Consider the following 24,359-nt stretch of genomic DNA (forward strand, 5'->3'; position numbering starts at 1 on the left):
TAGACTGTTTTAGAAAAGAAAGTGTAAAAATAGGGAATTTTCACTTGTTGAAATCGGTTACTGTATGGTATACTTGTCTCATGAATGTAACAGATGGTTGTTACTAGAAAGAAAAAAGAGGACATTAACATGGTTGTTAAAACAGTTGTTGAAGCACAAGATATTTTTGACAAAGCTTGGGAAGGCTTCAAAGGCGTAGATTGGAAAGAAAAGGCAAGTGTATCACGCTTTGTACAAGCTAACTACACACCTTATGATGGAGACGAAAGCTTCCTCGCAGGACCAACAGAACGTTCACTTCACATCAAAAAAATTGTAGAAGAAACTAAAGCACACTACGAAGAAACTCGTTTCCCAATGGACACTCGTCCAACATCTATTGCTGACATTCCAGCAGGATTTATCGATAAAGAAAATGAAGTTATCTTCGGTATCCAAAACGATGAACTCTTCAAATTGAACTTCATGCCAAAAGGTGGTATCCGTATGGCTGAAACTACTTTGAAAGAAAATGGATACGAACCAGACCCAGCTGTTCACGAAATCTTTACTAAATACGTAACAACAGTTAACGACGGTATCTTCCGTGCCTACACTTCAAACATCCGTCGCGCTCGTCACGCACACACTGTAACTGGTCTTCCAGATGCATACTCACGCGGACGTATCATCGGTGTTTACGCACGTCTTGCTCTTTACGGTGCAGACTACTTGATGCAAGAAAAAGTAAACGACTGGAACGCAATTGAAGAAATCGATGAAGAAACAATCCGTCTTCGTGAAGAAATCAACCTTCAATACCAAGCATTGCAACAAGTTGTTCGCTTGGGTGACCTTTACGGAGTTGATGTTCGCAAACCAGCGATGAACGTTAAAGAAGCGATCCAATGGGTTAACATCGCCTTCATGTCTGTCTGCCGTGTTATCAACGGTGCTGCTACATCTCTAGGTCGTGTGCCAATCGTATTGGACATCTTTGCAGAACGTGACCTTGCTCGTGGTACATTTACTGAATCAGAAATCCAAGAATTCGTTGATGATTTCGTTATGAAACTTCGTACAGTTAAATTTGCTCGTACAAAAGCTTACGACCAATTGTACTCAGGTGACCCAACTTTCATCACAACTTCTATGGCTGGTATGGGTAACGACGGTCGTCACCGTGTTACTAAGATGGACTACCGTTTCTTGAACACTCTTGACAACATCGGTAACTCTCCAGAACCAAACTTGACAGTTCTTTGGACTGACAAATTGCCATACAACTTCCGTCGCTACTGTATGCACATGAGCCACAAACACTCTTCTATCCAATACGAAGGTGTAACAACAATGGCTAAAGACGGATATGGTGAAATGAGCTGTATCTCATGCTGTGTGTCTCCACTTGACCCAGAAAATGAAGAACAACGCCACAACATCCAGTACTTCGGTGCGCGTGTAAACGTATTGAAAGCCCTTCTTACTGGTTTGAACGGTGGTTACGACGATGTTCACAAAGACTATAAAGTATTTGACATTGAACCAATCCGTGACGAAGTTCTTGAATTTGAATCAGTTAAAGCTAACTTTGAAAAATCTCTTGACTGGTTGACTGACACTTATGTAGATGCTTTGAATATCATCCACTACATGACTGATAAGTACAACTACGAAGCTGTTCAAATGGCCTTCTTGCCAACTAAACAACGTGCCAACATGGGATTCGGTATCTGTGGATTTGCTAACACTGTTGATACATTGTCAGCTATCAAGTACGCTACAGTTAAACCAATCCGTGATGAAAATGGCTACATCTACGATTACGAAACAATCGGTGAATACCCACGTTGGGGTGAAGATGATCCACGTTCAAACGAATTGGCAGAATGGTTGATTGAAGCTTACACAACTCGTCTACGTAGCCACAAACTATACAAAGACGCAGAAGCTACTGTATCACTTTTGACAATCACATCTAACGTTGCTTACTCTAAACAAACTGGTAACTCACCAGTACACAAAGGTGTATACCTCAACGAAGATGGTTCTGTGAACTTGTCTAAACTTGAATTCTTCTCACCAGGTGCTAACCCATCTAACAAAGCTAAAGGTGGATGGTTGCAAAACTTGAACTCACTTGCTAGCCTTGACTTCGGTTATGCCGCTGACGGTATCTCATTGACAACTCAAGTATCACCTCGTGCTCTTGGTAAGACTCGTGATGAACAAGTTGATAACTTGGTAACAATCCTTGATGGATACTTCGAAAACGGTGGACAACACGTTAACTTGAATGTTATGGACTTGAACGATGTTTACGAAAAGATCATGTCAGGTGAAGACGTTATCGTACGTATCTCTGGATACTGTGTAAACACTAAATACCTCACTCCAGAACAAAAAACTGAATTGACACAACGTGTCTTCCACGAAGTTCTTTCAATGGATGATGCCTTGGATGCGTTGAGCTAATCAAGTTCTTGAATAATGAAATAAGGAACCCTCGGTCAGTCGACTGAGGGTTTTGTGCTTGGGATAGTGTGAGCAATTCCTTCGGCGCAATATGCAATGTTTTTGGGAAGGAATAGTGGACCGAATCTGAAATAGTCCACTGAAACGGCTCAAACAGTGCTAGAAATTGACTGGAATTCTCTAAGCGATTTGTTCAGATTTTATTTCATTCCATCATAAAAACAAGACGACTGGCTAATTGACAATCATCTTGTTTGATACTGTTAATAAAATTCGCGAAGTTTATCTTGATTTTCTTTAAAAAATTTTTCTAACCAATCCATACCATAAGCATAACTAAAGCCTTCTAATAGAACAGAGAGGTCAATAGTATCAAATCCCATGTCTTTTAAATATTTAAAGGTATCGAATGGTGAATGAAAGTTTTTGTATTTAATAATTGCACCAATATCTTTCAAATCCTGCTCCCTGATACTCATCATCTTCATTCCTAACACATACTCAATAGGGACTACTAAAACGGTCAGATTCTCAAATGAGTACAAGGATTCACATAAACTTAAGGGAGGTTGTTTGTTCATATTTGCAACATGATTGTTGAGCCATAACTCTTCGTGGGTGTTAAGATTAAACTGTTTTCCTACACGAGCAATAATTTCATTGATTTTCTGATTTTGGTCATAAAAAGCATCAACATCTTGTGTGGCACGTAAACCATGATATTCTAAGACATAACCACCGACACAGATAATTGTTAAAGTCAGATTTTCCTGAATTAATTCCTTATTTAGGGCTTGGAATACCGGTTTCATTTTATCCATGCTTGTATTTCTCCATCAATTTTTGAACATTGGTTAACTTAGCAGGTTTATTTAATGAAATCACATATTTATGAGTTGGAGTATGCTCTTGAAAGGCATACTTCAAGCTAATTTTTTGAAAATGGGTTAGTTCTTTGGAGTCTAGCAACTTTTCTACATCTTGGTTTGTTAAATAAGAATAGTCTTCAAAAATAACTTTTCGCAAATAACGAAACCAATGGCTTGCGTTGAATTGTGATTGTTTGGATGCCTGTATCATATAATCGTACCAATCCATTGTCTTCCTCCTATGAAATTTAGTTTATCTTATTGTAGTTTATATTTAAAAATGTAGTTTTTCTTAATTAGCTCGTATCTATAGGATGATACTGAAAATTATCTTGTTGCTTTAAATCACAATCGAAAAATTCTGTTTTTCATCTTAGAAAAGAGTGTTTAGAAATGTAAAATGAACCTTTTTTCTTATCCAAGAACCTTACTAAAGTATATAATTTAGGAAGTCAATCCTGTATGATAATGTTTGTACTATCGTTGAGTTTTTGCTTGATTGCCTAACGAGATAAATTTTAGAAGAATTTTCGGTGTGATTTGACAAGTTTCTGACTGGAAGGATAGTTACACTAGTATTGTTTATTAAAATGAGCAGATAGAGAAAATTTGGAATCCATTTGCTTATTATCAATCGTTTTTTTTAGCTTATTTGTCTTAGATTGGTATAGAACTGATTTATGGATTGATCCTCTTGTATCTTATCCCGTTCCTAAATATGTTGGTAGAAAAATGAAGAAGTTGTTACGAGTGTCTGCATTGGGAAAAATTTTGTCTATACAATTCTTTAAATGATATGAAGGCTAGGAATGCCAACACACTGACATATTTCGTTTGAATCTCATCCAATCCCTATACTTGTATTTGTAGAAATGCTATCAGTAATACATTCGCGAATACTATGATTTACAACAGTGTGGTCGTACATCTTTGTAAGTTTATTATACAACAACCATTTACAGGTGTAAAGTTGAGCAGTGTCTTTAGTAAATTTAGGGACTTGTTTTGTCACAGTTTTGATACCTGTATTCGTTGTTTCATGAGCATTTAACGTTCCTCTTCATGTAGGCATTTCAACAATTAGAATGATATTTTTCCGAGGATGAACTTATATATTGTGACTTTTTAGAGTTATGATGCCTCTTGATTTGACTACCGCTATCAATTTCATCCACTTTTACAGTTTCATGCAACATAGCGAGAAGGCGGTTTCCTATATGGAAGTCGTCTTGTTTTCATATTGTCTAAATACGAGATATTTACTACAGGTTATAGTTGATTTAAACAGGTCTATAGATTTCTAATATATTAAGGTGAAATAATATCTTGTAATACATTGCTATGTTCTATGAAAAAAGCGACGGTAGCTAATGCACAAGCTCCTATACTTCCACGATGTTTGTTGTAAGGTAAAATTTCAATTTCTATATTACGAGTAAAGGGAACGAAGTGGAGCTGATCTTGGATTTTATCCCTGACTTCATGAGTGAAAGGTTGATAATTAAGCAATTGACTGTTGATATAGATTTTATCAGCAGGATTGATGAGGAGAAGATTTGCAATAGAAGTGGCCAATAAATTGACTCCTTTATCAATTTGTTGGCGTAAAGCAGAGTCGCCTAAGTTGTAAGCTGTTAAAAGGGTATCTAAATGAATGTCTTTTTCAGTCTTTACAAGGCTTTTTAGTACAGTTAGTTGAGAATTTTTAAATAATAATTGGGCATGTTTGATTAACCAAGCATCCGAAATATATGTTTGTAAACAACCTTTTTTTCCGCATTCACAATATTGCCCATTCAATTCGACAATGGTGTGTCCAATTTCTCCGATATAAGGATTTTTAGAGGCTCCTATTTTTTCTTTTGTGAAAAAGGAAGTGTAAATACCTAATCCAGCGTGTAGGAAAATAAAGTTATCGGGGGTATTGTGTGGATTAAAAAGGTATTGCCCTATAGCCATACAATCAATATTATTTTTTACAATAAAAGGAAAATCGAATTTTTTAATTACATTTAATAAATTAAATGATTCCCATATGGGGTTGTTTGTAATGATGCTTCCGGAGTCTTTGTTATAATGTCCAGGTATTGATAAGCCAAATCCAAGTAATTTTGTCTCCAAAGGGACATACTCTATAGCTGTTTTTATCATATTGGTAATGGTGGAATTGATTTCTGAAATAGGATAATCTTCATTCAAAATTTCTGTCTCGAAAAGAGTTTTCCCTTGTAAGTCACATAGACTGAGAAAGACACCTAGGACGTTTATTTCAATACCTCCAACAACATACGGAATATTATCTGTAATAGAAATAGTTTTTCTACGTCTTCCAGATCCGGAAAACTCGCTAAATTCATCACCAGTTTCGTATATGAGGGATTGTTCGCTTAGCTCTTTTATGATGTTAGTCGTTGTTGCTGGAGTAAGTCCTGTTTCATTAACAATATCTGTACGGGATGTTGCTGGATTTCGATATAGAAACTCCAGTATAGTGGCTCTATTGTGTAAAAAGGCTGATTGTTTTGTAATCATTTGTTTCCTCCTTTGGTTTATTTTATATTAAACATAAGAAAAAATCAATTAAAATTATTATTATATACAAAGAAAAAAATATTGTAAAAACAGTAAAAAATATATTGACAACGCTTTCTGTTAGTGGTATATTTAATTTATAAAAAATAAAAAAAGGAGTTCCGGTGATGAACAATATTTTAACGTTTTTAGAAACGAAAGTCGCTCCGTTTGGTGAAAAAGTTGGCAACCAACGGCATTTGAAAGCTATTCGTGAAGGATTTATGATGGCAATGCCTTTGATTTTAGTCGGCTCTTTATTTCTTATTCTAATCAGTTGGCCTCAAGAGGCTTTTACAAATTGGCTGAATAGTGTTGGATTGCTAAGTATCTTGACAACTATGAATCAGTCAACAGTAGCGATTATCTCCTTGGTCGCTTGTTTCGGTATTGCCTACAGGTTGTCGGAAGGATATGGTACAGATGGTCCGTCGGCAGGGATCATAGCCTTATCCAGTTTTGTATTGATGGCACCTCGTTTTTCGAGTATGGTTTATGATAAAAATGGGGAGCAGGTCAAGCAGTTATTTGGCGGCGCAATACCATTTTCTAGCCTGAATGCATCTTCTTTATTTATGGCGATTACCATTGGATTGGTTACAGCAGAGATTTATCGTATGTTTATCCAGCGCGGAATTACGATAAAAATGCCAAGTGGTGTCCCAGATGTAGTAAGTAAATCATTTTCAGCTCTTTTACCTGGTTTTACTACTTTTGTTTTGTGGGCTCTGGTCTTAAAAGGTCTTGAAGCGGCAGGAGTTGCAGGAGGTCTCAACGGACTTTTAGGTGCAATTGTTGGAACACCGCTTAAGTTAATTGCAGGAACGCTTCCAGGTATGATTCTATGTGTTATTGTAAACTCATTCTTTTGGTTCTGTGGAGTTAATGGGGGGCAAGTTTTAAATGCTTTTGTAGACCCAGTTTGGTTACAATTTACTACAGAAAACCAAGAAGCTGTGGCTGCAGGACAAACCCTACAACACATTATTACATTACCGTTTAAAGATTTATTTGTATTTATTGGTGGCGGTGGAGCGACTATTGGTCTTGCGATTTGTCTCTTCCTATTTAGTAAGAGTCGTGCTAATAAAACATTAGGTAAGCTAGCTATTATACCGTCTATCTTTAATATCAATACAGCTATTCTATTTACGTTTCCAACGGTTTTAAATCCGATTATGCTGATTCCGTTTATTGCTACTCCTACAATCAATGCCTTGATTACCTATGTATCAATGGCTGTAGGATTAGTACCTTATACAACAGGTGTAATCCTTCCGTGGACAATGCCACCGATCATAGGAGGATTCCTTGCGACAGGGGCTAGTTGGCGAGGAGCTCTATTACAAGTTGTTTTAATTTTGGTTTCTGTGGCAATTTATTATCCATTCTTCAAAATTGCAGATAAACGCAATCTTGAAAAAGAAAAAGCTACTGTTGGAGGGAAATAAGATGGTTATCAGAGTATTTGATCAGCAGAAAAATGCTTATTCTAGCTTCGCCTTAGAGGAATTAAGTTACTATATGAATCGGGTCTTTAAGACTGACATAGAACTTGTCGAGGAGAAGGAAGCGGATATTTTTGTAGGATTAGTCAATAAAGAGGATAGAAAAGACCATGTTCTTATCTCATTAGACAAGGGTAAGGGGAGAATTGAGTCTAATACAATTGTAGGTTTACTTATTGGAATTTACCGAATGTTTCATGAATTTGGGGTTGTGTATACTAGACCAGGGCGCGGACATGACTTTGTTCCAGAGCTACGATTTGAAGATTTTTTAGATAAAGAGCTATCTATAGATGAAACAGCCAGTTACTATCATAGGGGAGTATGTATAGAGGGAGCGGATTCATTTGAAAATATACTAGATTTCATTGATTGGCTACCTAAGATTGGAATGAACAGTTTTTTCATCCAGTTTGAAAATCCTTACTCTTTTTTGAAACGTTGGTATGAACATGAGTTTAATCCATACCTAAATAAAGAAAAATTCTCAAATGAATTAGTACAAGAATTGAGTGATAGGTTGGATAAAGAATTGCAAAAAAGAGGTCTTATTCATCATCGTGTTGGTCATGGATGGACAGGTGAGGTTTTAGGCTACTCTTCAAAATTTGGCTGGGAATCAGGTCTTAGTATTTCAGAGGAGAAGAAACCCTATGTCGCTGAAATAAACGGGAAACGAGAATTATTTAATACGGCTCCAATTTTAACCAGTCTGGATTTTTCAAATCCAGATGTGGCGGATAAGATGGTAGAAATTATCAAGGATTATGCCAAGAAAAGACCTGATGTGAATTACTTACATGTATGGTTGTCGGATGCTCGTAATAATATTTGTGAATGCGAAAACTGTAGACAAGAATTGGTTTCGGATCAGTATATTCGTATTCTCAATCAATTGGATAGGGCTTTAACGAGTGAGGGATTAGATACAAAGATTTGTTTCCTACTTTACCATGAGTTGTTATGGGCGCCTCAGAAAGAAAAATTAGATAATCCTGAACGCTTTACCATGATGTTTGCACCGATTACAAGAACATTTGAAATGAGTTATGCAGATGTAGATTTTGACAATTCCATACCTACGCCTAAACCTTATCTGCGTAATAAAATTATACTTCCGAATTCTCTTGAGGAAAATTTATCTTATCTTTTTGAATGGCAAAAAACATTTAAAGGAGATAGTTTCGTATATGACTATCCTTTAGGGCGTGCTCATTATGGCGATTTAGGCTATATGAAAATTAGTCAAACTATTTACAAAGATGTATCTTATCTGTCAAACCTACATTTGAATGGGTACATTTCGTGTCAAGAATTACGTGCCGGATTCCCTCATAATTTTCCTAATTATGTTATGGGGCAAATGCTCTGGAAGAAGACAAGAAGTTATGAAGAATTGATTGAAGAATACTTTTCTGCCTTGTATGGATCAAATTGGCAGTCTGTTGTTGAATATTTAGAAAAATTATCTAGTTATTCCTCATGTGATTATTTTAATGCAATTGGCAGTCGTCAAAATGATGTTTTAGCGAATCATTATTATATAGCTTACAATCTAGCTGATAATTTTTTACCAATTATTGAGGAAAATATTTCTAAGTTATTAAATAGTCAAAAGGATGAATGGAAACAGCTCAGTTATCATCGTGAATATGTTGTTAAGATGGCGAAGGCTTTATATCTTCAAGCAACTGGAAAAACAAGGCAAGCTCAAGATGAGTGGAAAAATGTTTTGAATTATATCCGTGGGCACGAATTACTATTCCAATCTAATTTGGATGTTTATCGTGTAATTGAAGTAGCAAAAAATTACGCTGGTTTTCACTTATAAATCATAAGTATAGAAAATGAACCAAGGTATTCAGAGAAGATTGATCCTAAATATTATGAAATTTAAGGATTTTTAAGATATTTAGGGTCGACTTTCTATTTATATCGTAGCGAAGTCATTTTAATAATGATGTGTAAAAGATGGCTCAAGATTGAGGAGGAAGAAAGATGAAATCAAAAGAAGAAGTAAATATGCTTGGTTTTACAATTGTCGCTTACGCAGGAGATGCAAGGTCAGATTTGATGGATGCTTTGGCGTTTGCGAGAGATGGATATTTTGAACAGGCAAGAGAATTGGTTGAGTCTGCAAACGACTCAATAGTGTCTGCCCATCGAGAACAGACTAATTTATTAGCGGAGGAGGCATCTGGAGATAATTTTGAAGTGAGTTTTATCATGATTCATGGTCAAGATACCTTGATGACAACGATGCTATTGTATGATCAGGTAAAGTTTTTTATTGATGAATATGAACGAATTCGAAAGATTGAAGAACATATTGGTTTGCAATGAGGATTAGTCATGGAAAATTTACAGGTTAAAGCCTTACCGAAGGAGTTTTTATTAGGAGCTGCTACCGCTGCTTATCAAGTAGAGGGTGCAACTAGGGTAGATGGCAAAGGAATAAACATGTGGGATGTTTATTTGCAAGAAAATAGTCCGTTCTTACCAGATCCAGCTAGTGATTTTTATTATCGTTACGAAGAAGATATAGCCTTGGCGGCAGAACATGGTTTGCAGGCTTTGCGTTTATCTATTTCCTGGGTTCGTATATTTCCTGATATAGATGGGGATGCTAATATATTGGCTGTTCGTTATTACCATAGAGTCTTTCAGTCCTGCTTAAAACATAATGTGATTCCGTTTGTTTCTTTACATCATTTTGATTCGCCTCAGAAAATGTTAGAAACAGGGGATTGGTTGAATAGAGAGAATATTGATCGTTTCATACGATATGCTCGTTTTTGTTTCCAAGAATTTACAGAAGTCAAGCATTGGTTTACAATCAATGAACTGATGTCTCTTGCTGCAGGCCAATACATAGGAGGTCAGTTTCCTCCGAATCATCATTTTCAATTATCTGAAGCAATTCAAGCAAATCATAACATGTTGTTGGCGCATGCTCTTGCAGTCCTCGAATTTCATCAATTAGGGATTGAGGGAAAGGTAGGTTGTATTCATGCTTTAAAACCAGGCTATCCTATTGATGGGCAAAAAGAAAATATTTTGGCAGCTAAACGGTATGATGTTTATAATAATAAATTTCTATTAGATGGAACTTTTTTGGGCTACTACAGTGATGACACGCTTTTTCACTTGAATCAAATATTGGAAGCTAATAATTCTAGCTTTATTATTGAAGATGGTGATTTAGAAATTATGAAAAGAGCTGCACCTCTTAATACGATGTTTGGGATGAATTATTATCGTTCAGAATTTATTAGTGAATACAAAGGTGAAAATAGACAAGAATTTAATTCAACAGGAATAAAAGGACAGTCCTCTTTTAAATTAAATGCTCTAGGTGAATTTGTAAAAAAGCCTGGTATTCCGACAACAGATTGGGATTGGAATATTTATCCTCAAGGCTTATTTGATATGTTGCTTCGTATCAAAGAAGAATATCCTCAACATCCGGTCATTTATTTAACGGAAAATGGTACAGCCCTTAAAGAGGTTAAGCCAGAGGGCGAGAATGATATTATTGATGACAGTAAGAGAATCCGTTATATTGAGCAACATTTACACAAAGTTTTAGAGGCTCGAAATAGGGGAGTCAATATTCAAGGCTATTTTATATGGTCTTTGCAAGATCAATTTTCTTGGGCGAATGGCTACAATAAGCGATATGGTCTTTTCTTTGTTGATTATGAAACACAGAAGAGATATATTAAGAAAAGTGCTCTTTGGGTAAAAGGGCTAAAACGGAATTAAGGTTAGCGATTTGAATGATGTTTAATATGTTTTAAATATGAGGTTGAATTTTTTATAGGAGGAGTTTTATGGATAAGCTAGTCGCTGCCATTGAAAAGCAACAAGGGAAATTTGAAAAAATTTCTACTAATAATTATATGATGGCTATTAAAGATGGATTCATTGCTACTATGCCTTTAATTATGTTTTCAAGCTTTTTGATGATTATTATTATGATTCCTAAAAATTTCGGAGTAGAGTTACCGAGTTCAGCTATTGCCTGGATGAGGAAAGTGTATATGCTAACCATGGGAGTTTTGGGTGTTATTGTTTCAGGGACAGTTGCAAAGTCATTGGCTGGAAATGTTAATAGAAAAATGCCTCCTGGAAAGGTAATAAATGATACTTCTGCAATGTTGGCAGCCATATGTAGTTATCTGGTATTAACTGTAACGCTTGTAGTTGATGAGAAGACGGGATCTACAAGTTTGTCGACAAACTATTTAGGATCTCAAGGATTGATAACTTCGTTTGTCAGTGCCTTTATTACTGTAAATGTTTACCGATTCTGTATTAAGCGAGACATTACTATTCATTTACCTAAGGAAGTTCCTGGGGCTATATCACAAGCTTTTAGAGATATTTTTCCTTTTTCTTTTGTTTTACTTATTAGTGGTTTGTTAGATATTGTATCTCGGTTTAGTTTAGATGTTCCTTTTGCCCAAGTATTTCAACAACTATTGACCCCTATTTTTAAGGGAGCAGAATCATATCCTGCTATGATGTTGATTTGGTTTATGTGTGCTTTGCTTTGGTTTGTTGGAATTCATGGACCATCTATTGTCTTACCTGCTGTTACAGCTTTACAACTAAGCAATATGGAAGAGAATGCTCAACTCCTTGCAAATGGGCAGTTCCCTTATCATTCTTTAACACCTAATTTCGGGAATTATATCGCTGCTATTGGAGGAACGGGGGCTACCTTTGTTGTACCATTTATTTTGATTTTCTTTATGCGGTCTAAACAATTAAAATCGGTAGGTAAAGCTACAATTACTCCTGTTTTATTTGCGGTAAATGAACCTCTTCTATTTGGTATGCCTGTTATTTTGAATCCCTATCTTTTTGTCCCTTTTTTGATGACTCCACCAGTGAATGTATTTCTAGGAAAGGTCTTTATTGATTTCTTTGGAATGAATGGATTTTATATCCAGTTACCTTGGGCCTTTCCTGGTCCCTTGGGATTGTTAATTGGAACGAATTTTCAACCTATCTCCTTTGTATTTTTATTTTTGATTTTAGTTGTCGACATATTGATTTACTTGCCATTCTGTAGAGCGTATGATAGACAGTTATTGATGAAAGAAGATGTTGCAAGCTCAAATGATATTATTTTAGAGGAGGATACAAGTGAAATAATGCCTGGTGAGTTAGATAAAATAAAAAGTAAGGAGTTGAAAGTACTGGTTCTTTGTGCAGGATCTGGAACAAGTGCGCAATTAGCCAATGCAATTAACGAGGGCGCTCAATTAGCAGAAGTTAGAGTGATTGCGAATTCAGGAGCGTACGGAGCTCATTATGATATTATGGGTGTTTATGATTTAATTATTCTGGCTCCACAAGTTCGGAGTTATTATAGAGAGATGAAGGTGGATGCAGAAAGATTAGGTATTCAGATAGTTGCTACCAGAGGAATGGAATATATTCATTTAACAAAGAATCCAAGTAAAGCCTTACAATTTGTATTGGAGTATTACCAAGCTGTGTAGTAAATTTTTCCATCTTTTATTTAAGTAAGGACTTTGCTTACAGACAGGCTTGGATTTAAAATCGTTCCCCCTTTTTAATATAAAAATCCCTCTTTAACAATTGTAAAAAGAGGGATTTTGTATTTTATCTCTTAGACCAAGTTCTTTTCATAAAGAGAAGTAGGATTGGGTAAATCTCCAAGCGGCCTGCAATCATTGCAAAGGAGAGGAGAATTTTTGAGATAGGACTAAAGATTGAGAAGCTAGAAGTGGTTCCTAGGATAGGTCCGATATTATTGAAACAGCTAAAGACAGCACTGGTTACAACCAGAAAATCATTGCTATCTAGGCTGACAATAAAGATAAGGGATAGCAAAATCATAGCATAGATGACAAAGTACTTGAGAATCTTATGCTGGGTATCTTTGTCAATCACCGTTTTATTAACATGGAGGGTCAAAACACGGTGGGGCGATAGGATTGATAAAATCTGATTTTTAGCAATTTTTGAAAGGATGAGACCTCGAATAACCTTGAGTCCACCTGCGGTTGATCCAGCAGAGCCACCGATTCCCATGAGGAAGAGAAGGATAAACTGGGAGAAGAGGGGCCAGTTGGTAATATCTCCGTAACCAAAACCAGTCGTCGTAATAATATTGGAAACCTGGAAGAAGGCCATTTCAAAACTCTTTGAAAATCCTGGATAGAGATAGAGGGTATTGAGGCTAATCAAGCCTGTAGAAAGCAGTACAATGACCAAGTAAGCTCGAAGTTCTTCATCTCCAAAGAAGGCCTTGACGCGACGGAGCATGAGGTAGTAGTAGAGATTGAAATTTACCCCAAAAACCAAAACTCCGATACTAACTAGATAGGTAATCAGTGAGCTACCATAGTGAGCAATTCCGTCGTTATAGACGGTAAATCCTCCTGTACCCGCAGTACCCATAGCGATGACAAAACTATCAAATAGGGGCATACCAGCTAGATAATAGATGATGACAAAGAGGGAGAAGAGAGCTAGATAAAGGAGATAGAGAATCTGGGCAGTATTTTTGAGTTTGGATACAACCTTACCGAAGACGGGACCAGGAACCTCAGCCTTCATCACTTCTAGGTGGCTATTCTTGGTATTATCCATAATAGCCAGTGCGAAAACGAGCACTCCCATCCCTCCAATCAAGTGGGTAAAACTTCGCCAGAAGAGGAGGGAACGGCTGAGAACCGAAATGTCGTTCAAGATACTTGCTCCAGTAGTTGTAAACCCAGAACTGATTTCAAAAAAGGCATCTATAACGCTAGGGATTTGTCCAGAAAAGACAAAGGGGAGACCACCAAAGAAAGACCAAAGAATCCAACAGAGGGCAACAATCAAGACTCCCTCCTTGGCATAAATCCGTTGATTTTTGGGTTTTTGTAAAATTCCTGAACCACCTAGTAATACGAGAATCCCAATGGTCGAAAAGAGGGCTGTAAAGACTTGGCTCGATTCGTGGTAATAGACAGCTACAGCTACAGGAACCAAGAGGAGAACAGCTTCAATCAAAAGTAACTTTGAAAGGAGGTAACGAATCATGCTTTTATTCATCTCTTACCTCGCGATCAAGTCATAAATCTTGGTGATGTTTGGCAACAAGGTTGTTACTAGGAGCTTGTCTCCAACTTCCAACATATCCTCCCCAGTTGGGAAAATAGTCTTGCCCTTTCGAATGATGGCCGCAATAAGAACCCCTTTTTTCAGTTTGAGTTGAGAAAGAGGTTTGGCAGTCATTTTATTGGCTTCCTTGATATGGAATTGCAGGGTTTCGATTTGGCCATTGGCTAGATGGTGCATGGCCTGAAGGTCTGAATACTGGGCATTAACACGACCACGAATAAAGTGCATAATCGTATCTACAGCGATGCTTTTAGGTGTGATGATACTTGAAAAATCAGGCGCATTGATAATCTCGAGGAGACTGGTACGATTGACCTTGGTAATATTTTTCTGTACACCTACCCTGTCAAGGAACATAGAGGTAATCAGATTTTCCTCATCGACTCCTGTTAGAGTCGCAACGGCATCATAGTGTTGAGCACTTTCTTCCAGCAGGATATCTTTTGCGGTTCCATCTCCTTGGACTATATGAAGATTTGGAAATTTCTCGCTAAAGAAGCTAGCGATTTCAGGATTGATTTCAATAACCTTGGTTTCGATACGACTATCTTTGAGGATACCTAATAGATAATAGGCAATTCTACCAGCTCCAACAATAAGAAGACTCTTCACAGCACGAGACTTGAAATAATTATGGAAGAGCATCATGTCAACACGGTTACCGGTGACAAAGATTCTATCTTTATCCTGTACAGTCATGTCACCGCTTGGAATGATAATTTGATGATCCCTCTCTATCGCACAGACAATGACATTGCCAAATTTTTTCCGAAAATCAGAAATGGGCATTTGGCAAAGACCACTGGAGGATTTAACAGTGAATTCCATCAAGCTGACCCGTCCACCAAAGAAACGTTCGACAGACAGGGCGTTGGGAAAGTCAATGATGTTGGCGATAGCGCGGGCAGCCAAGAGCTCAGGGTTAACGATAAGAGAAAAACCGAGAATATTCTTTTCCTTGAAATAAGAGTTAGAATATTCAGGGTTCCGCACCCGAACGATGGTCTCTTTAGCTCCCATTTTTTTGGCTAAAACGGCTGCAATCATGTTGACTTCATCGTATTCAGTCAGGGCGATAAAGATATCACAATCCTGGACACTGGCTTGCTCAAGGATGGCAAAATCGGCCCCGTTACCAAGGATACCCATGATATCAAAGCGATTGACAATATGATTGAGGACAGCTTCGTCTTGCTCAATCAGCAAAACATCATGCTTTTCTGCAACCAAGGAGCGACAGAGGGCAGAACCAACTTTTCCCCCTCCGACAAGGATAATTTTCATAATAAAACCTACTTCTTCATTATGTAACTATCATACCTTTTTTCAAGAAAAAATGCACCTACTAGCTAATAACCAGAGTTTTTAGTAGGAAATTTGCTATAAGGTAAAACTATACCCTAATCAATTGAAATAGCTATTAGCACCTTTCTCTGAAATATGGTATGATAAAGGATATACAAGGAGATAAAATGAATAATAATTTACTGGTATTACAATCAGACTTTGGTCTGGTTGATGGTGCGGTATCGGCTATGATTGGAGTGGCTTTAGAAGAATCTCCAACCTTAAAAATTCATCACTTGACGCACGATATCACGCCTTATAATATTTTTGAGGGGAGTTACCGTCTCTTTCAGACGGTGGATTACTGGCCTGAGGGAACGACATTTGTATCGGTGGTCGATCCAGGTGTTGGCTCGAAACGTAAGAGTGTGGTTGCCAAGACTGCAAAAAATCAATATATTGTCACGCCAGATAATGGGACTCTTTCTTTTATCAAGAAACACGTTGGTATTGTAGCCATTCGTGAAATTTCTGAGGTAGCTAATAGGCGTCAAAACACAGAGCATTCTTATACCTTCCACGGTCGTGATGTTTATGCTTATACTGGTGCTAAACTAGCCAGCGGTCACATTACTTTTGAGGAAGTGGGGCCAGAGCTCAGTGTGGATCAGATTGTGGAACTTCCAGTCGTAGAGACCATCATTGAAGATCATCTGGTGAAGGGAGCCATTGATATTCTGGATGTGCGTTTTGGTTCGCTCTGGACCTCTATCACACGGGAAGAATTTTACAAGCTGGAACCAGCATTCGGTGATCGTTTTGAAGTGACCATCTATCACGCAGATATGCTGGTCTATCAAAATCAGGTTGTTTATGGCAAATCATTTGCAGATGTGAGAATTGGGCAACCCATCCTTTACATCAACTCTCTCTATCGTTTAGGTCTGGCTATCAACCAAGGTTCTTTTGCCAAGGCCTATAATGTGGGTGTCGGTTCATCTTGGACCATTGAAATAAAGAAAATAGAAGGATAAAATAGGAGAATAAATAGTATGGAAATCAAATTTACAATTAAACAAGTTGTTGCTGTCGGAATTGGCGCTGCCCTCTTTGTCGTCATCGGGATGATCAACATTCCGACACCTGTTCCAAATACAAGCATCCAGCTTCAGTATGCGGTACAGAGCCTCTTGTCTATCATTTTTGGTCCTATAGTGGGACTACTTGTTGGCTTAATTGGGCATGCGGTGAAGGACGCTATTGCTGGCTACGGTCTGTGGTGGACTTGGATTATCGCTAGTGGACTCTTTGGTCTAGTTGTGGGGCTATTTAGAAAATACGTTCGCGTGATCAATGGTGTCTTTGACTGGAAAGATATTCTTATTTTTAACCTCATTCAACTACTTGCAAATGCCCTTGTTTGGGGTGTCTTGGCACCACTTGGAGATGTTGTGATTTATCAAGAAGTGGCAGAAAAAGTATTTGCCCAAGGAATTGTTGCGGGAATTGCTAATGCTGTAACTGTAGCTATCGCAGGTACCCTTCTCTTGCTAGCTTATTCACGTACGCAGACTCGTTCAGGAAGTTTGAAAAAGGACTAAAATGATGGAGAAGGCTGGGCAACCAGTCTTTTTCGATGTTTATAGATTAGTTAGGCAAGTAAGCTAGGATAGGAATCTTTTTGGCGCTAAGATTTTAAGAGAAGAGACTGCAAGAAGGGGTAAATTTATGATAAAATAGAAGTCTAATACTCTGCGAAAATCTAATTTAAACTGCGTCAGCTCTATCTGCAACCTCAAAACAGTGTTTTGAGTAACCTACGGCTAACTTCCTGGTTTGCTCTTTGATTTTCATTGAGTAGAAGAAGCGAATGAAGAGAGTAAGATGAAAGAAGCTATAATTGAGTGGAAGGATTTCTCTTTCCGGTATGAAACACAACAAGAACCGACCTTGCAAGGGGTAGACTTGACCATTTACAAGGGAGAGAAGGTCTTAATTGTTGGGCCATCTGGGTCAGGTAAATCTACCTTGGGTCAGTGTTTGAATGGAATTATTCCCAATATTTACAAGGGCCAGATGTCTGGAGAATTTTTGATCAAGGTGCAAGCAGCCTTTGATATGAGCATCTACGATAAATCTCATCTGATCAGTACAGTTTTGCAGGATACAGATGGGCAGTTTATCGGATTGTCCGTGGCAGAAGATTTGGCTTTTGCTCTGGAAAATGATGTAACAGCCCTAGATGAGATGAAAGATCGTGTTCATAAATGGGCTGAAAAGCTGGGCCTTCTTCCTTTACTGTCTCAGCGTCCTCAAGATTTGTCAGGTGGACAAAAGCAGCGAGTCAGTCTGGCTGGTGTCCTGATTGATGAGAGTCCGATTCTCTTGTTTGATGAGCCACTCGCCAATCTGGATCCCAAGTCAGGTCAGGATATTATTGAATTGATTGATCAGATTCATAAGGAAGAGGGAACGACGACTCTGATTATCGAGCACCGTTTGGAAGATGTTCTGCATCGCCCTGTGGATCGGATTGTCTTGATAAACGATGGTCGTATCCTTTTTAATGGGAGCACTGACCAGCTACTGGCGACTGATTTATTGACACAAAATGGAATTCGAGAACCCCTTTATCTCACTACTCTCCGTCAATTGGGTGTGGATTTAGCTAAGGAAGAACAATTAGCAAATTTGGATAACTTGTCTATCTCAAAAGGTCAGGTTCAGTTGCAGACTGAACTGGTAAAAGAAACCCCAGAATTGCAGTCACTCTTTAGATTAGAGGACCTGTCTTTTTCTTATGATGATAGACCGATTTTAAAATCCCTACATTTGGATATTAAAAAGGGTGAAAAAATTGCTATTGTCGGGAAAAATGGGGCTGGGAAATCAACCCTTGCCAAGGCCTTAAGTAGCTTTATTCAGACGGAGGGCCGCTATCTTTGGGAAGGACAGGATATAAAAGGCGATTCTGTTGCAGAGCGAGCGGAACGACTAGGCTATGTGCTGCAAAATCCCAATCAAATGATTTCAACCAATATGATTTTTGATGAGGTGGCTCTGGGACTACGTTTGCGAGGTGTGGACGAGCAGGAAATTGAAACGAGAGTCTATGAAACTTTGAAAATCTGTGGTCTCTATGAATTCCGTAATTGGCCTATTTCTGCCCTGTCATTTGGTCAGAAAAAACGTGTCACCATTGCATCGATTTTGGTCTTGGGGGCTGAAATTATCCTCTTAGATGAACCGACAGCAGGTCAAGACCAGAAGAACTATACTGAGATTATGGAATTTCTCGAAGAACTGCATCAAAAAGGACATACCATTGTCATGATTACCCATGATATGCAATTGATGCTGGATTATTCAGACCGAGCCCTTGTCATGGTGGATGGGGAATTGATTGCCGATACTGATCCAGCTAGTCTGTTGAGCAATCCTGAGCTGTTAGTAAAAGCCAATCTAAAAGAAACTTCTATCTTCAACTTGGCAAAGAAACTCGACGTGGATCCACTTGCTTTAACGGCATTTTATAAAGAAAGGAGAGAAGGATGCAAGCTAAACTAATTGGTTACCAGCATAGAGATACTGTGATTCATCGCCTGTCAGGAGCTGGTAAACTCCTCTTTTTCATCCTTGTATCATTGGCGGCCATGATTAGCTATGATACTAGACTACTTGTTCTGATTGCCATCTTTTCGGTTTTTCTCCTCTATTTGTCAGAAATCCGCTTTAAAGATGTTTCCTTTGTAGCTGTTTTTGCGATGGTATTTGCCGTTTTAAACGTTTTGATGGTCTATCTCTTTTCTCCCGAGTATGGGGTTGGACTTTACGGAGAGAGAAGTGTGATTTGGCAGGGAATCGGTGCCTACACTCTGACCAGTCAGGAGCTCTTTTATCTGCTAAATCTGGCCATTAAATACCTTTGCACCATTCCTCTGGCTATTATCTTTTTGATGACAACCCACCCTAGTCAGTTTGCTTCCAGTTTAAATCAAATTGGTGTGTCTTACAAGATTGCCTATTCTGTCAGCCTGACCTTGCGCTATATTCCAGATTTGCAGGAAGAATTCTTTACTATCAAGATGTCTCAGGAGGCGCGTGGGATGGAATTATCCAAGAAAGCTTCTCTTATGCAACGAATCAAAGGCAATCTGCTCATTATTACTCCCTTGATTTTTAGCTCGCTAGAACGCATTGATACTATCGCGACCGCCATGGAGCTTCGACGCTTTGGGAAAGAGAAAAAACGCACTTGGTATAGTTATCAGGCCTTGAAAAAAGGAGACTATCTTACCTTGCTCTTGGCAGCCTTGTTTTTAGTAGCTAGTTTACTACTTATCTTGCAGAATCAGGGACGATTTTACAACCCTTGGAAATAGCTTGAAAAAATTGAAAAAATCAAGTCGTTTCTATTGACAATGATTCTGAAAGTGTTATACTAAGAAAGTAGTTTCGCTGATTTACTTCAAACCTGTTGTGAGGTAAGTTAACGATGCCTTAACCACGCTGTTTGCTGAGCTTGACTCCGGGCAGTGTGGCTATTTTTTTGCAATGGTAAAAGGAAGCAAGTCATGACAAATCACATTGTATTATTTGAACCACAAATTCCACAAAATACAGGCAATATCGCGCGTACTTGCGCTGCGACCAATTCTCCCCTCCACATCATCAAGCCTATGGGCTTTCCTATCGATGACCGCAAGATGAAGCGAGCTGGATTGGATTATTGGGATAAGCTAGAGATTTATTTTTACGAGAGCTTGGAAGATTTTATGTCTCAGATGAAGGGTAAACTCTATCTGATTTCGAAATTCGCGGAAAAAGTCTATTCTGAGGTGGATTTATCGACTGATGAGGACCATTATTTTCTCTTTGGACGTGAAGACAAGGGCTTGCCTGAGGACTTTATGCGCGAACATCCTGAGAAGGCTTTCCGTATTCCTATGAATGATGAACATGTCCGCAGTCTCAATGTGTCTAATACCGTCTGCATGATTGTCTATGAGGCTCTTCGCCAGCAGAACTTTGCAGGTCTTGAGCTCGTTCATACCTATGAAGTGGATAAATTGAAATAAAAAATGAAAATGAAAATGAACAAAATGCTTGCGCTTGCAAGCGTTTTTTGTTATGATAAAAGAGTCTTCAGGGCAGGGTGTGATTCCCGACCGGCGGTGACTTTAACTAGGAAATGATCTTTTCCTTTTATACTTTGTTGACAAGCTTTGCCTAACCAGAAGTTATGCCTACAGCTTGTCGCCTAGTCTAAAAGAAAAATCTCTATTTCCTTCTCTTTAAAGAAGTCCGCGAGCGTAAGCTGATGTGGTGAGATTCCACAACCGACAGTATAGTCTGGATGGGAGAAGACGAAAGAATGGCTTTGTCTGTTCTGATAGATTTATAGCTAAACTGTAACCGCTTGCTTGAATTTTCTTAATAGAGTGAGAGGGAAGATTTGGGATATAAAAAGTGAGAATAGATAGAGGAATCCTTTCTAACTTCTTCTGATTTTATAGAAAATTGGAGGAACCTGTTATGACAAACACACGTCGACTTTCGACCATTGCAATTCTATCAGCCATCTCATTTGTGCTGATGTACTTTGACTTTCCGCTCTTGCCAGCGGCATCCTTCCTCAAGATCGAATTTAGTATCTTGCCAGTCCTTGTGGGTCTGGTGGTCATGGATTTGCCTGCTGCTCTAGGAGTTCTCTTGCTTCGCTCACTCTTGAAACTGCTTCTTAACAGCCAGGGAGTGAATACTTACATTGGTTTGCCAATGAATATCGTAGCTTTGGGAGTTTTTGTCATCGTATTTGCTTTGATTTGGAAAAAGGAACGGACAACTCTTCGTTTCCTGCTAGGCTCTCTAGCTGGGACTATTGGTTTAACCGTGGCAATGTTGGTTCTCAACTATGTTTATGCTGTTCCTTTGTACGCTAAGTTTGCTAACTTTGATATTGGAAAAATTTTGGGACTTTCCAACTACCTAATGACCATGGTATTACCTTTTAACTTGATTGAGGGTGTAATCTTTGCCGTTTCATTCTGGTTGTTGTATGTTCTCTTGAAACCAACCTTAAAACATTATGAGAGATAAACAAACATTTTTAATGAAGGGCAGTTTTGCCCTTTTACTTTTCGTTATTCTTGGCTACATGGTCAAATTTTACCCTGACACGCTGGTCGGTTTTGACCAACCGATACAGACTGTTGTTCGAGGAGACTTGCCAGATTACTTGACTATTCTTTTCAGGACCATCACACGCTTGATTGATATTCCAGTGATTATCACTTGGGTTGTCATTACAGCTTTTATCTTTTATCGTAAGCGATGGAAGATAGAAAGTTTCTTCATGCTGGGAAATTTGGCTTTGGCAGGTTTTTTAATCGTGACCTTTAAAAATATTTATCAGCGCCCACGACCAGCTATTTTACACTTGGTTGAGGAGAAGGGATTTTCCTTCCCAAGTGGTCATTCTCTGGCTGTAACCTTGATGGTCGGCTCTCTGATTGTCATTCTCAGTCAACGGATGAAAAATCCAGTCTGGAGAAAAATCGTACAAATCGTCCTTGCTCTCTATCTAGTCAGTGTGCTGGTATCAAGGGTCTATCTGGGAGTTCACTATCCATCAGATGTTCTTGCCAGTTTCTGTGTGGGTTTGGGAGTCTTGTTTATCGAATTTCCCTTTTATGATAAGCTCCGCTTCCAATGGCGATTTAAAGGTAAGCAGAAGTGAATATCAAATTCTCTTGAGGAGAAAGAAATGAAAGTCAACATAAAAGCTCTCCATCCGACTCAACTATACTTATCAGAAAAGAAACTAGCAGGCATCCAGACACTTTATCAGTCGGCAGAAACAATCCAAGTCGATCCAATCAGTATTCTTGCATTTGGAAATTGCTTGTTGATTACAGATGGGCATCACAGGGCTTATCAGGCTTTATTGGCAGGTCGGGATACGATTTCTGCTGAGTGGGATAGAGATGGTGGTGATGAACTATATCATCTCTATGCGCAAGCTTGTGAGGAAAGAAAGATTTACTCTGTTCTGGATTTAAAAAATCATATCTTAGCTCAAGATGAGTATGAAGCAAAATGGTATAACTGGTGTGAGGGTTTTAATCAAGCAGCAACTCTCTTATTGAAAAGGAAAGCAGATGAAACGGATTTTACAAATAGATAATTCACTACGTCTTGTTCCTTATTGTAAGGTCAATCATTGTGAGGAAGCTTTTGCTTGGTATCAGAACGTGGACTTAGTTTACCTCGTAGATGGTGTGAAGAGACCTTATAGTCAAGAAACTTTGGAAGCCATGTATTCCCATTTGGATCAGCATGGTGAACTTTTTTGGATTGAAGTCAAGGAGAAGGGAGAATGGTTTCCAATTGGGGATGTTACACTATCTCAGGATAATCTCCCCATTGTGATTGGGAATCCCGCTTACCAACATCGAGGGCTTGGGAAAAAGGTTCTAAGTACTTTGATTGAATTGGCTCGAGTAAAAGGATGGAAAGAATTGAAAGTCAAGGAAATCTACACCTACAATCATGCTTCTAGGAGGTGTTTCAAGTCGCTTGGATTTGTGGGAAATGGAGCAACAGAAAAAGGAATGAGTTTTATATTGAAATTAGTTTAATCCTGTCACTTTCTCCCCCTTAACCTTTGACTATTCCGTAAAATTATCGTAAAATAAAGAGTAAATGATAAAATGAGGTCAGAGTCTGTTCGCTCTGGCGATAGTAGTATAAATGAGGAGAAACGCTTTGGAATTAGAAGTATTTGCTGGGCAAGAAAAAAGTGAACTATCTATGATTGAGGTAGCGCGTGCTATCTTGGAACTTCGTGGTCGCGATCATGAGATGCATTTTAGCGATCTTGTAAACGAAATTCAAAACTACCTTGGAACATCAAACAGCGATATCCGTGAAGCTTTGCCTTTGTTCTACACAGAGTTGAACTTTGACGGTAGCTTCATCTCACTTGGAGACAACAAATGGGGTCTTCGTTCATGGTATGGTGTGGATGAAATCGATGAAGAAATTATCGCTCTTGAGGAAAATGATGACGATGAAGTAGCACCAAAAGCTAAGAAAAAACGTGTCAATGCCTTCATGGACGGCGATTCAGATGCTATTGACTACAATACAGATGACCCAGAAGACGAAGATGCATACGAAGCAGATCCAGCTCTTTCATACGATGATGAAAATCCAGATGATGAGAAAAATGAAGTGGAAGCTTACGATGCAGAAATTAACGAAATCGCCCCTGATGACTTAGGTGAAGACGTGGATCTCAACGAAGAAGACGACGATTTTTCAGATGACGACGCTGAAACCAGCGAGGAATAAAAGTTAGGTATTGACAATTATCCTATTTTTAGGTATCATATTGTTCGGGCACCTCTTTTAGAGGTCGGGGCTCCCTAGTTCTTAGGGAGCTATTTTTGTTTTTTCAAGAAGTTATCTTCTTGTATTTTAGTTGTGAATCTGGTGCAGTAGTCCCAGATTATTCTTATTA

21 protein-coding genes and 1 riboswitch are annotated in these 24,359 nt (G+C 38.3%); of the genes, 16 read left to right on the forward strand and 5 right to left on the reverse strand.

What is annotated here, in order from left to right; all coding sequences use genetic code 11:
- The first annotated feature begins 129 nt into the window (after nt 1–129).
- On the forward strand, nt 130–2,454 hold the full coding sequence (gene pflB / locus HT720_RS09915; protein ID WP_084927909.1) for a formate C-acetyltransferase: 2,325 nt from the start codon (nt 130–132) through the stop codon (nt 2,452–2,454).
- 263 nt (nt 2,455–2,717) lie between these two features.
- On the opposite strand, the gene HT720_RS09920 is transcribed toward pflB, so the two are convergent.
- The 3 genes from HT720_RS09920 to HT720_RS09930 all read right to left on the reverse strand — a co-directional run bounded on the left by HT720_RS09920 (nt 2,718) and on the right by HT720_RS09930 (nt 5,855).
- Nucleotides 2,718–3,275: a DUF6036 family nucleotidyltransferase gene (locus tag HT720_RS09920; RefSeq protein ID WP_000359824.1), complete on the reverse strand. Its 558-nt coding sequence runs from the start codon at nt 3,273–3,275 to the stop codon at nt 2,718–2,720.
- Nucleotides 3,268–3,552 (reverse strand): hypothetical protein, encoded by a 285-nt coding sequence (locus HT720_RS09925; RefSeq protein ID WP_050259685.1) that lies wholly within the window; start codon nt 3,550–3,552, stop codon nt 3,268–3,270. The genes HT720_RS09920 and HT720_RS09925 overlap by 8 nt, the downstream gene beginning before the upstream one ends.
- 1,079 nt (nt 3,553–4,631) lie before the next feature.
- A complete protein-coding gene (locus tag HT720_RS09930; protein ID WP_173253084.1) occupies nt 4,632–5,855 on the reverse strand; it encodes an ROK family transcriptional regulator in 1,224 nt (407 codons plus the stop codon).
- Nucleotides 5,856–6,022: 167 nt separating this feature from the next.
- Here HT720_RS09930 and HT720_RS09935 point away from each other — a divergent pair, with 167 nt between their 5' ends.
- The 5 genes from HT720_RS09935 to HT720_RS09955 all read left to right on the forward strand — a co-directional run bounded on the left by HT720_RS09935 (nt 6,023) and on the right by HT720_RS09955 (nt 12,915).
- Nucleotides 6,023–7,345: a PTS sugar transporter subunit IIC gene (locus HT720_RS09935; RefSeq protein WP_050090535.1), complete on the forward strand. Its 1,323-nt coding sequence runs from the start codon at nt 6,023–6,025 to the stop codon at nt 7,343–7,345.
- Nucleotide 7,346: 1 nt separating this feature from the next.
- Nucleotides 7,347–9,233 (forward strand): DUF4838 domain-containing protein, encoded by a 1,887-nt coding sequence (locus tag HT720_RS09940; RefSeq protein WP_173253085.1) that lies wholly within the window; start codon nt 7,347–7,349, stop codon nt 9,231–9,233.
- Between the two features lie 167 nt (nt 9,234–9,400).
- Nucleotides 9,401–9,745, forward strand: a complete 345-nt coding sequence (locus HT720_RS09945) for a PTS lactose/cellobiose transporter subunit IIA (RefSeq protein WP_050269811.1) — start codon at nt 9,401–9,403, stop codon at nt 9,743–9,745.
- Between the two features lie 9 nt (nt 9,746–9,754).
- Complete coding sequence (gene lacG, locus HT720_RS09950; RefSeq protein ID WP_173253086.1) at nt 9,755–11,167, forward strand: 6-phospho-beta-galactosidase; 1,413 nt, start codon at nt 9,755–9,757, stop codon at nt 11,165–11,167.
- Nucleotides 11,168–11,235: 68 nt separating this feature from the next.
- Entirely contained in the window at nt 11,236–12,915 is a 1,680-nt protein-coding gene (locus tag HT720_RS09955) for a PTS transporter subunit EIIC (protein ID WP_173276043.1), read from the forward strand.
- Between the two features lie 124 nt (nt 12,916–13,039).
- On the opposite strand, the gene HT720_RS09960 is transcribed toward HT720_RS09955, so the two are convergent.
- Both HT720_RS09960 and trkA read right to left on the reverse strand, forming a co-directional pair.
- A complete protein-coding gene (locus HT720_RS09960) occupies nt 13,040–14,479 on the reverse strand; it encodes a TrkH family potassium uptake protein (protein ID WP_173276044.1) in 1,440 nt (479 codons plus the stop codon).
- Nucleotides 14,480–14,482: 3 nt separating this feature from the next.
- Nucleotides 14,483–15,832 (reverse strand): Trk system potassium transporter TrkA, encoded by a 1,350-nt coding sequence (gene trkA / locus HT720_RS09965; protein ID WP_173276046.1) that lies wholly within the window; start codon nt 15,830–15,832, stop codon nt 14,483–14,485.
- 188 nt (nt 15,833–16,020) lie between these two features.
- Here trkA and HT720_RS09970 point away from each other — a divergent pair, with 188 nt between their 5' ends.
- The 10 genes from HT720_RS09970 to rpoE all read left to right on the forward strand — a co-directional run bounded on the left by HT720_RS09970 (nt 16,021) and on the right by rpoE (nt 24,190).
- Nucleotides 16,021–16,869, forward strand: a complete 849-nt coding sequence (locus HT720_RS09970) for an S-adenosyl-l-methionine hydroxide adenosyltransferase family protein (protein ID WP_049497222.1) — start codon at nt 16,021–16,023, stop codon at nt 16,867–16,869.
- Between the two features lie 18 nt (nt 16,870–16,887).
- Complete coding sequence (locus tag HT720_RS09975) at nt 16,888–17,436, forward strand: ECF-type riboflavin transporter substrate-binding protein (protein ID WP_173276048.1); 549 nt, start codon at nt 16,888–16,890, stop codon at nt 17,434–17,436.
- Between the two features lie 283 nt (nt 17,437–17,719).
- Complete coding sequence (locus tag HT720_RS09980) at nt 17,720–19,402, forward strand: ABC transporter ATP-binding protein (protein ID WP_173276050.1); 1,683 nt, start codon at nt 17,720–17,722, stop codon at nt 19,400–19,402.
- On the forward strand, nt 19,387–20,217 hold the full coding sequence (locus HT720_RS09985; protein ID WP_173276052.1) for an energy-coupling factor transporter transmembrane component T: 831 nt from the start codon (nt 19,387–19,389) through the stop codon (nt 20,215–20,217). The genes HT720_RS09980 and HT720_RS09985 overlap by 16 nt, the downstream gene beginning before the upstream one ends.
- A 192-nt stretch (nt 20,218–20,409) precedes the next feature.
- Nucleotides 20,410–20,913: a tRNA (cytidine(34)-2'-O)-methyltransferase gene (locus tag HT720_RS09990; protein WP_173276054.1), complete on the forward strand. Its 504-nt coding sequence runs from the start codon at nt 20,410–20,412 to the stop codon at nt 20,911–20,913.
- Nucleotides 20,914–20,972: 59 nt separating this feature from the next.
- A riboswitch (FMN riboswitch) is annotated at nt 20,973–21,207 on the forward strand.
- A 163-nt stretch (nt 21,208–21,370) separates the two neighbouring features.
- On the forward strand, nt 21,371–21,934 hold the full coding sequence (locus HT720_RS09995) for an ECF transporter S component (protein WP_084861966.1): 564 nt from the start codon (nt 21,371–21,373) through the stop codon (nt 21,932–21,934).
- The gene (locus HT720_RS10000; protein ID WP_173276056.1) at nt 21,924–22,574 is read left to right on the forward strand and encodes a phosphatase PAP2 family protein; all 651 of its coding nucleotides are present in this window, start codon (nt 21,924–21,926) and stop codon (nt 22,572–22,574) included. The genes HT720_RS09995 and HT720_RS10000 overlap by 11 nt, the downstream gene beginning before the upstream one ends.
- Nucleotides 22,575–22,601: 27 nt before the next feature.
- The gene (locus tag HT720_RS10005; RefSeq protein ID WP_173253090.1) at nt 22,602–23,021 is read left to right on the forward strand and encodes a chromosome partitioning protein ParB; all 420 of its coding nucleotides are present in this window, start codon (nt 22,602–22,604) and stop codon (nt 23,019–23,021) included.
- Entirely contained in the window at nt 22,996–23,475 is a 480-nt protein-coding gene (locus HT720_RS10010; protein ID WP_173253091.1) for a GNAT family N-acetyltransferase, read from the forward strand. Before HT720_RS10005 ends, HT720_RS10010 begins: the two co-directional genes overlap by 26 nt.
- A gap of 127 nt (nt 23,476–23,602) precedes the next feature.
- On the forward strand, nt 23,603–24,190 hold the full coding sequence (gene rpoE / locus HT720_RS10015) for a DNA-directed RNA polymerase subunit delta (RefSeq protein ID WP_173253092.1): 588 nt from the start codon (nt 23,603–23,605) through the stop codon (nt 24,188–24,190).
- Nucleotides 24,191–24,359: the final 169 nt, after the last annotated feature.

The organism is Streptococcus sp. 68, from assembly GCF_013277415.1.
In the GTDB taxonomy this organism is placed as follows: domain Bacteria; phylum Bacillota; class Bacilli; order Lactobacillales; family Streptococcaceae; genus Streptococcus.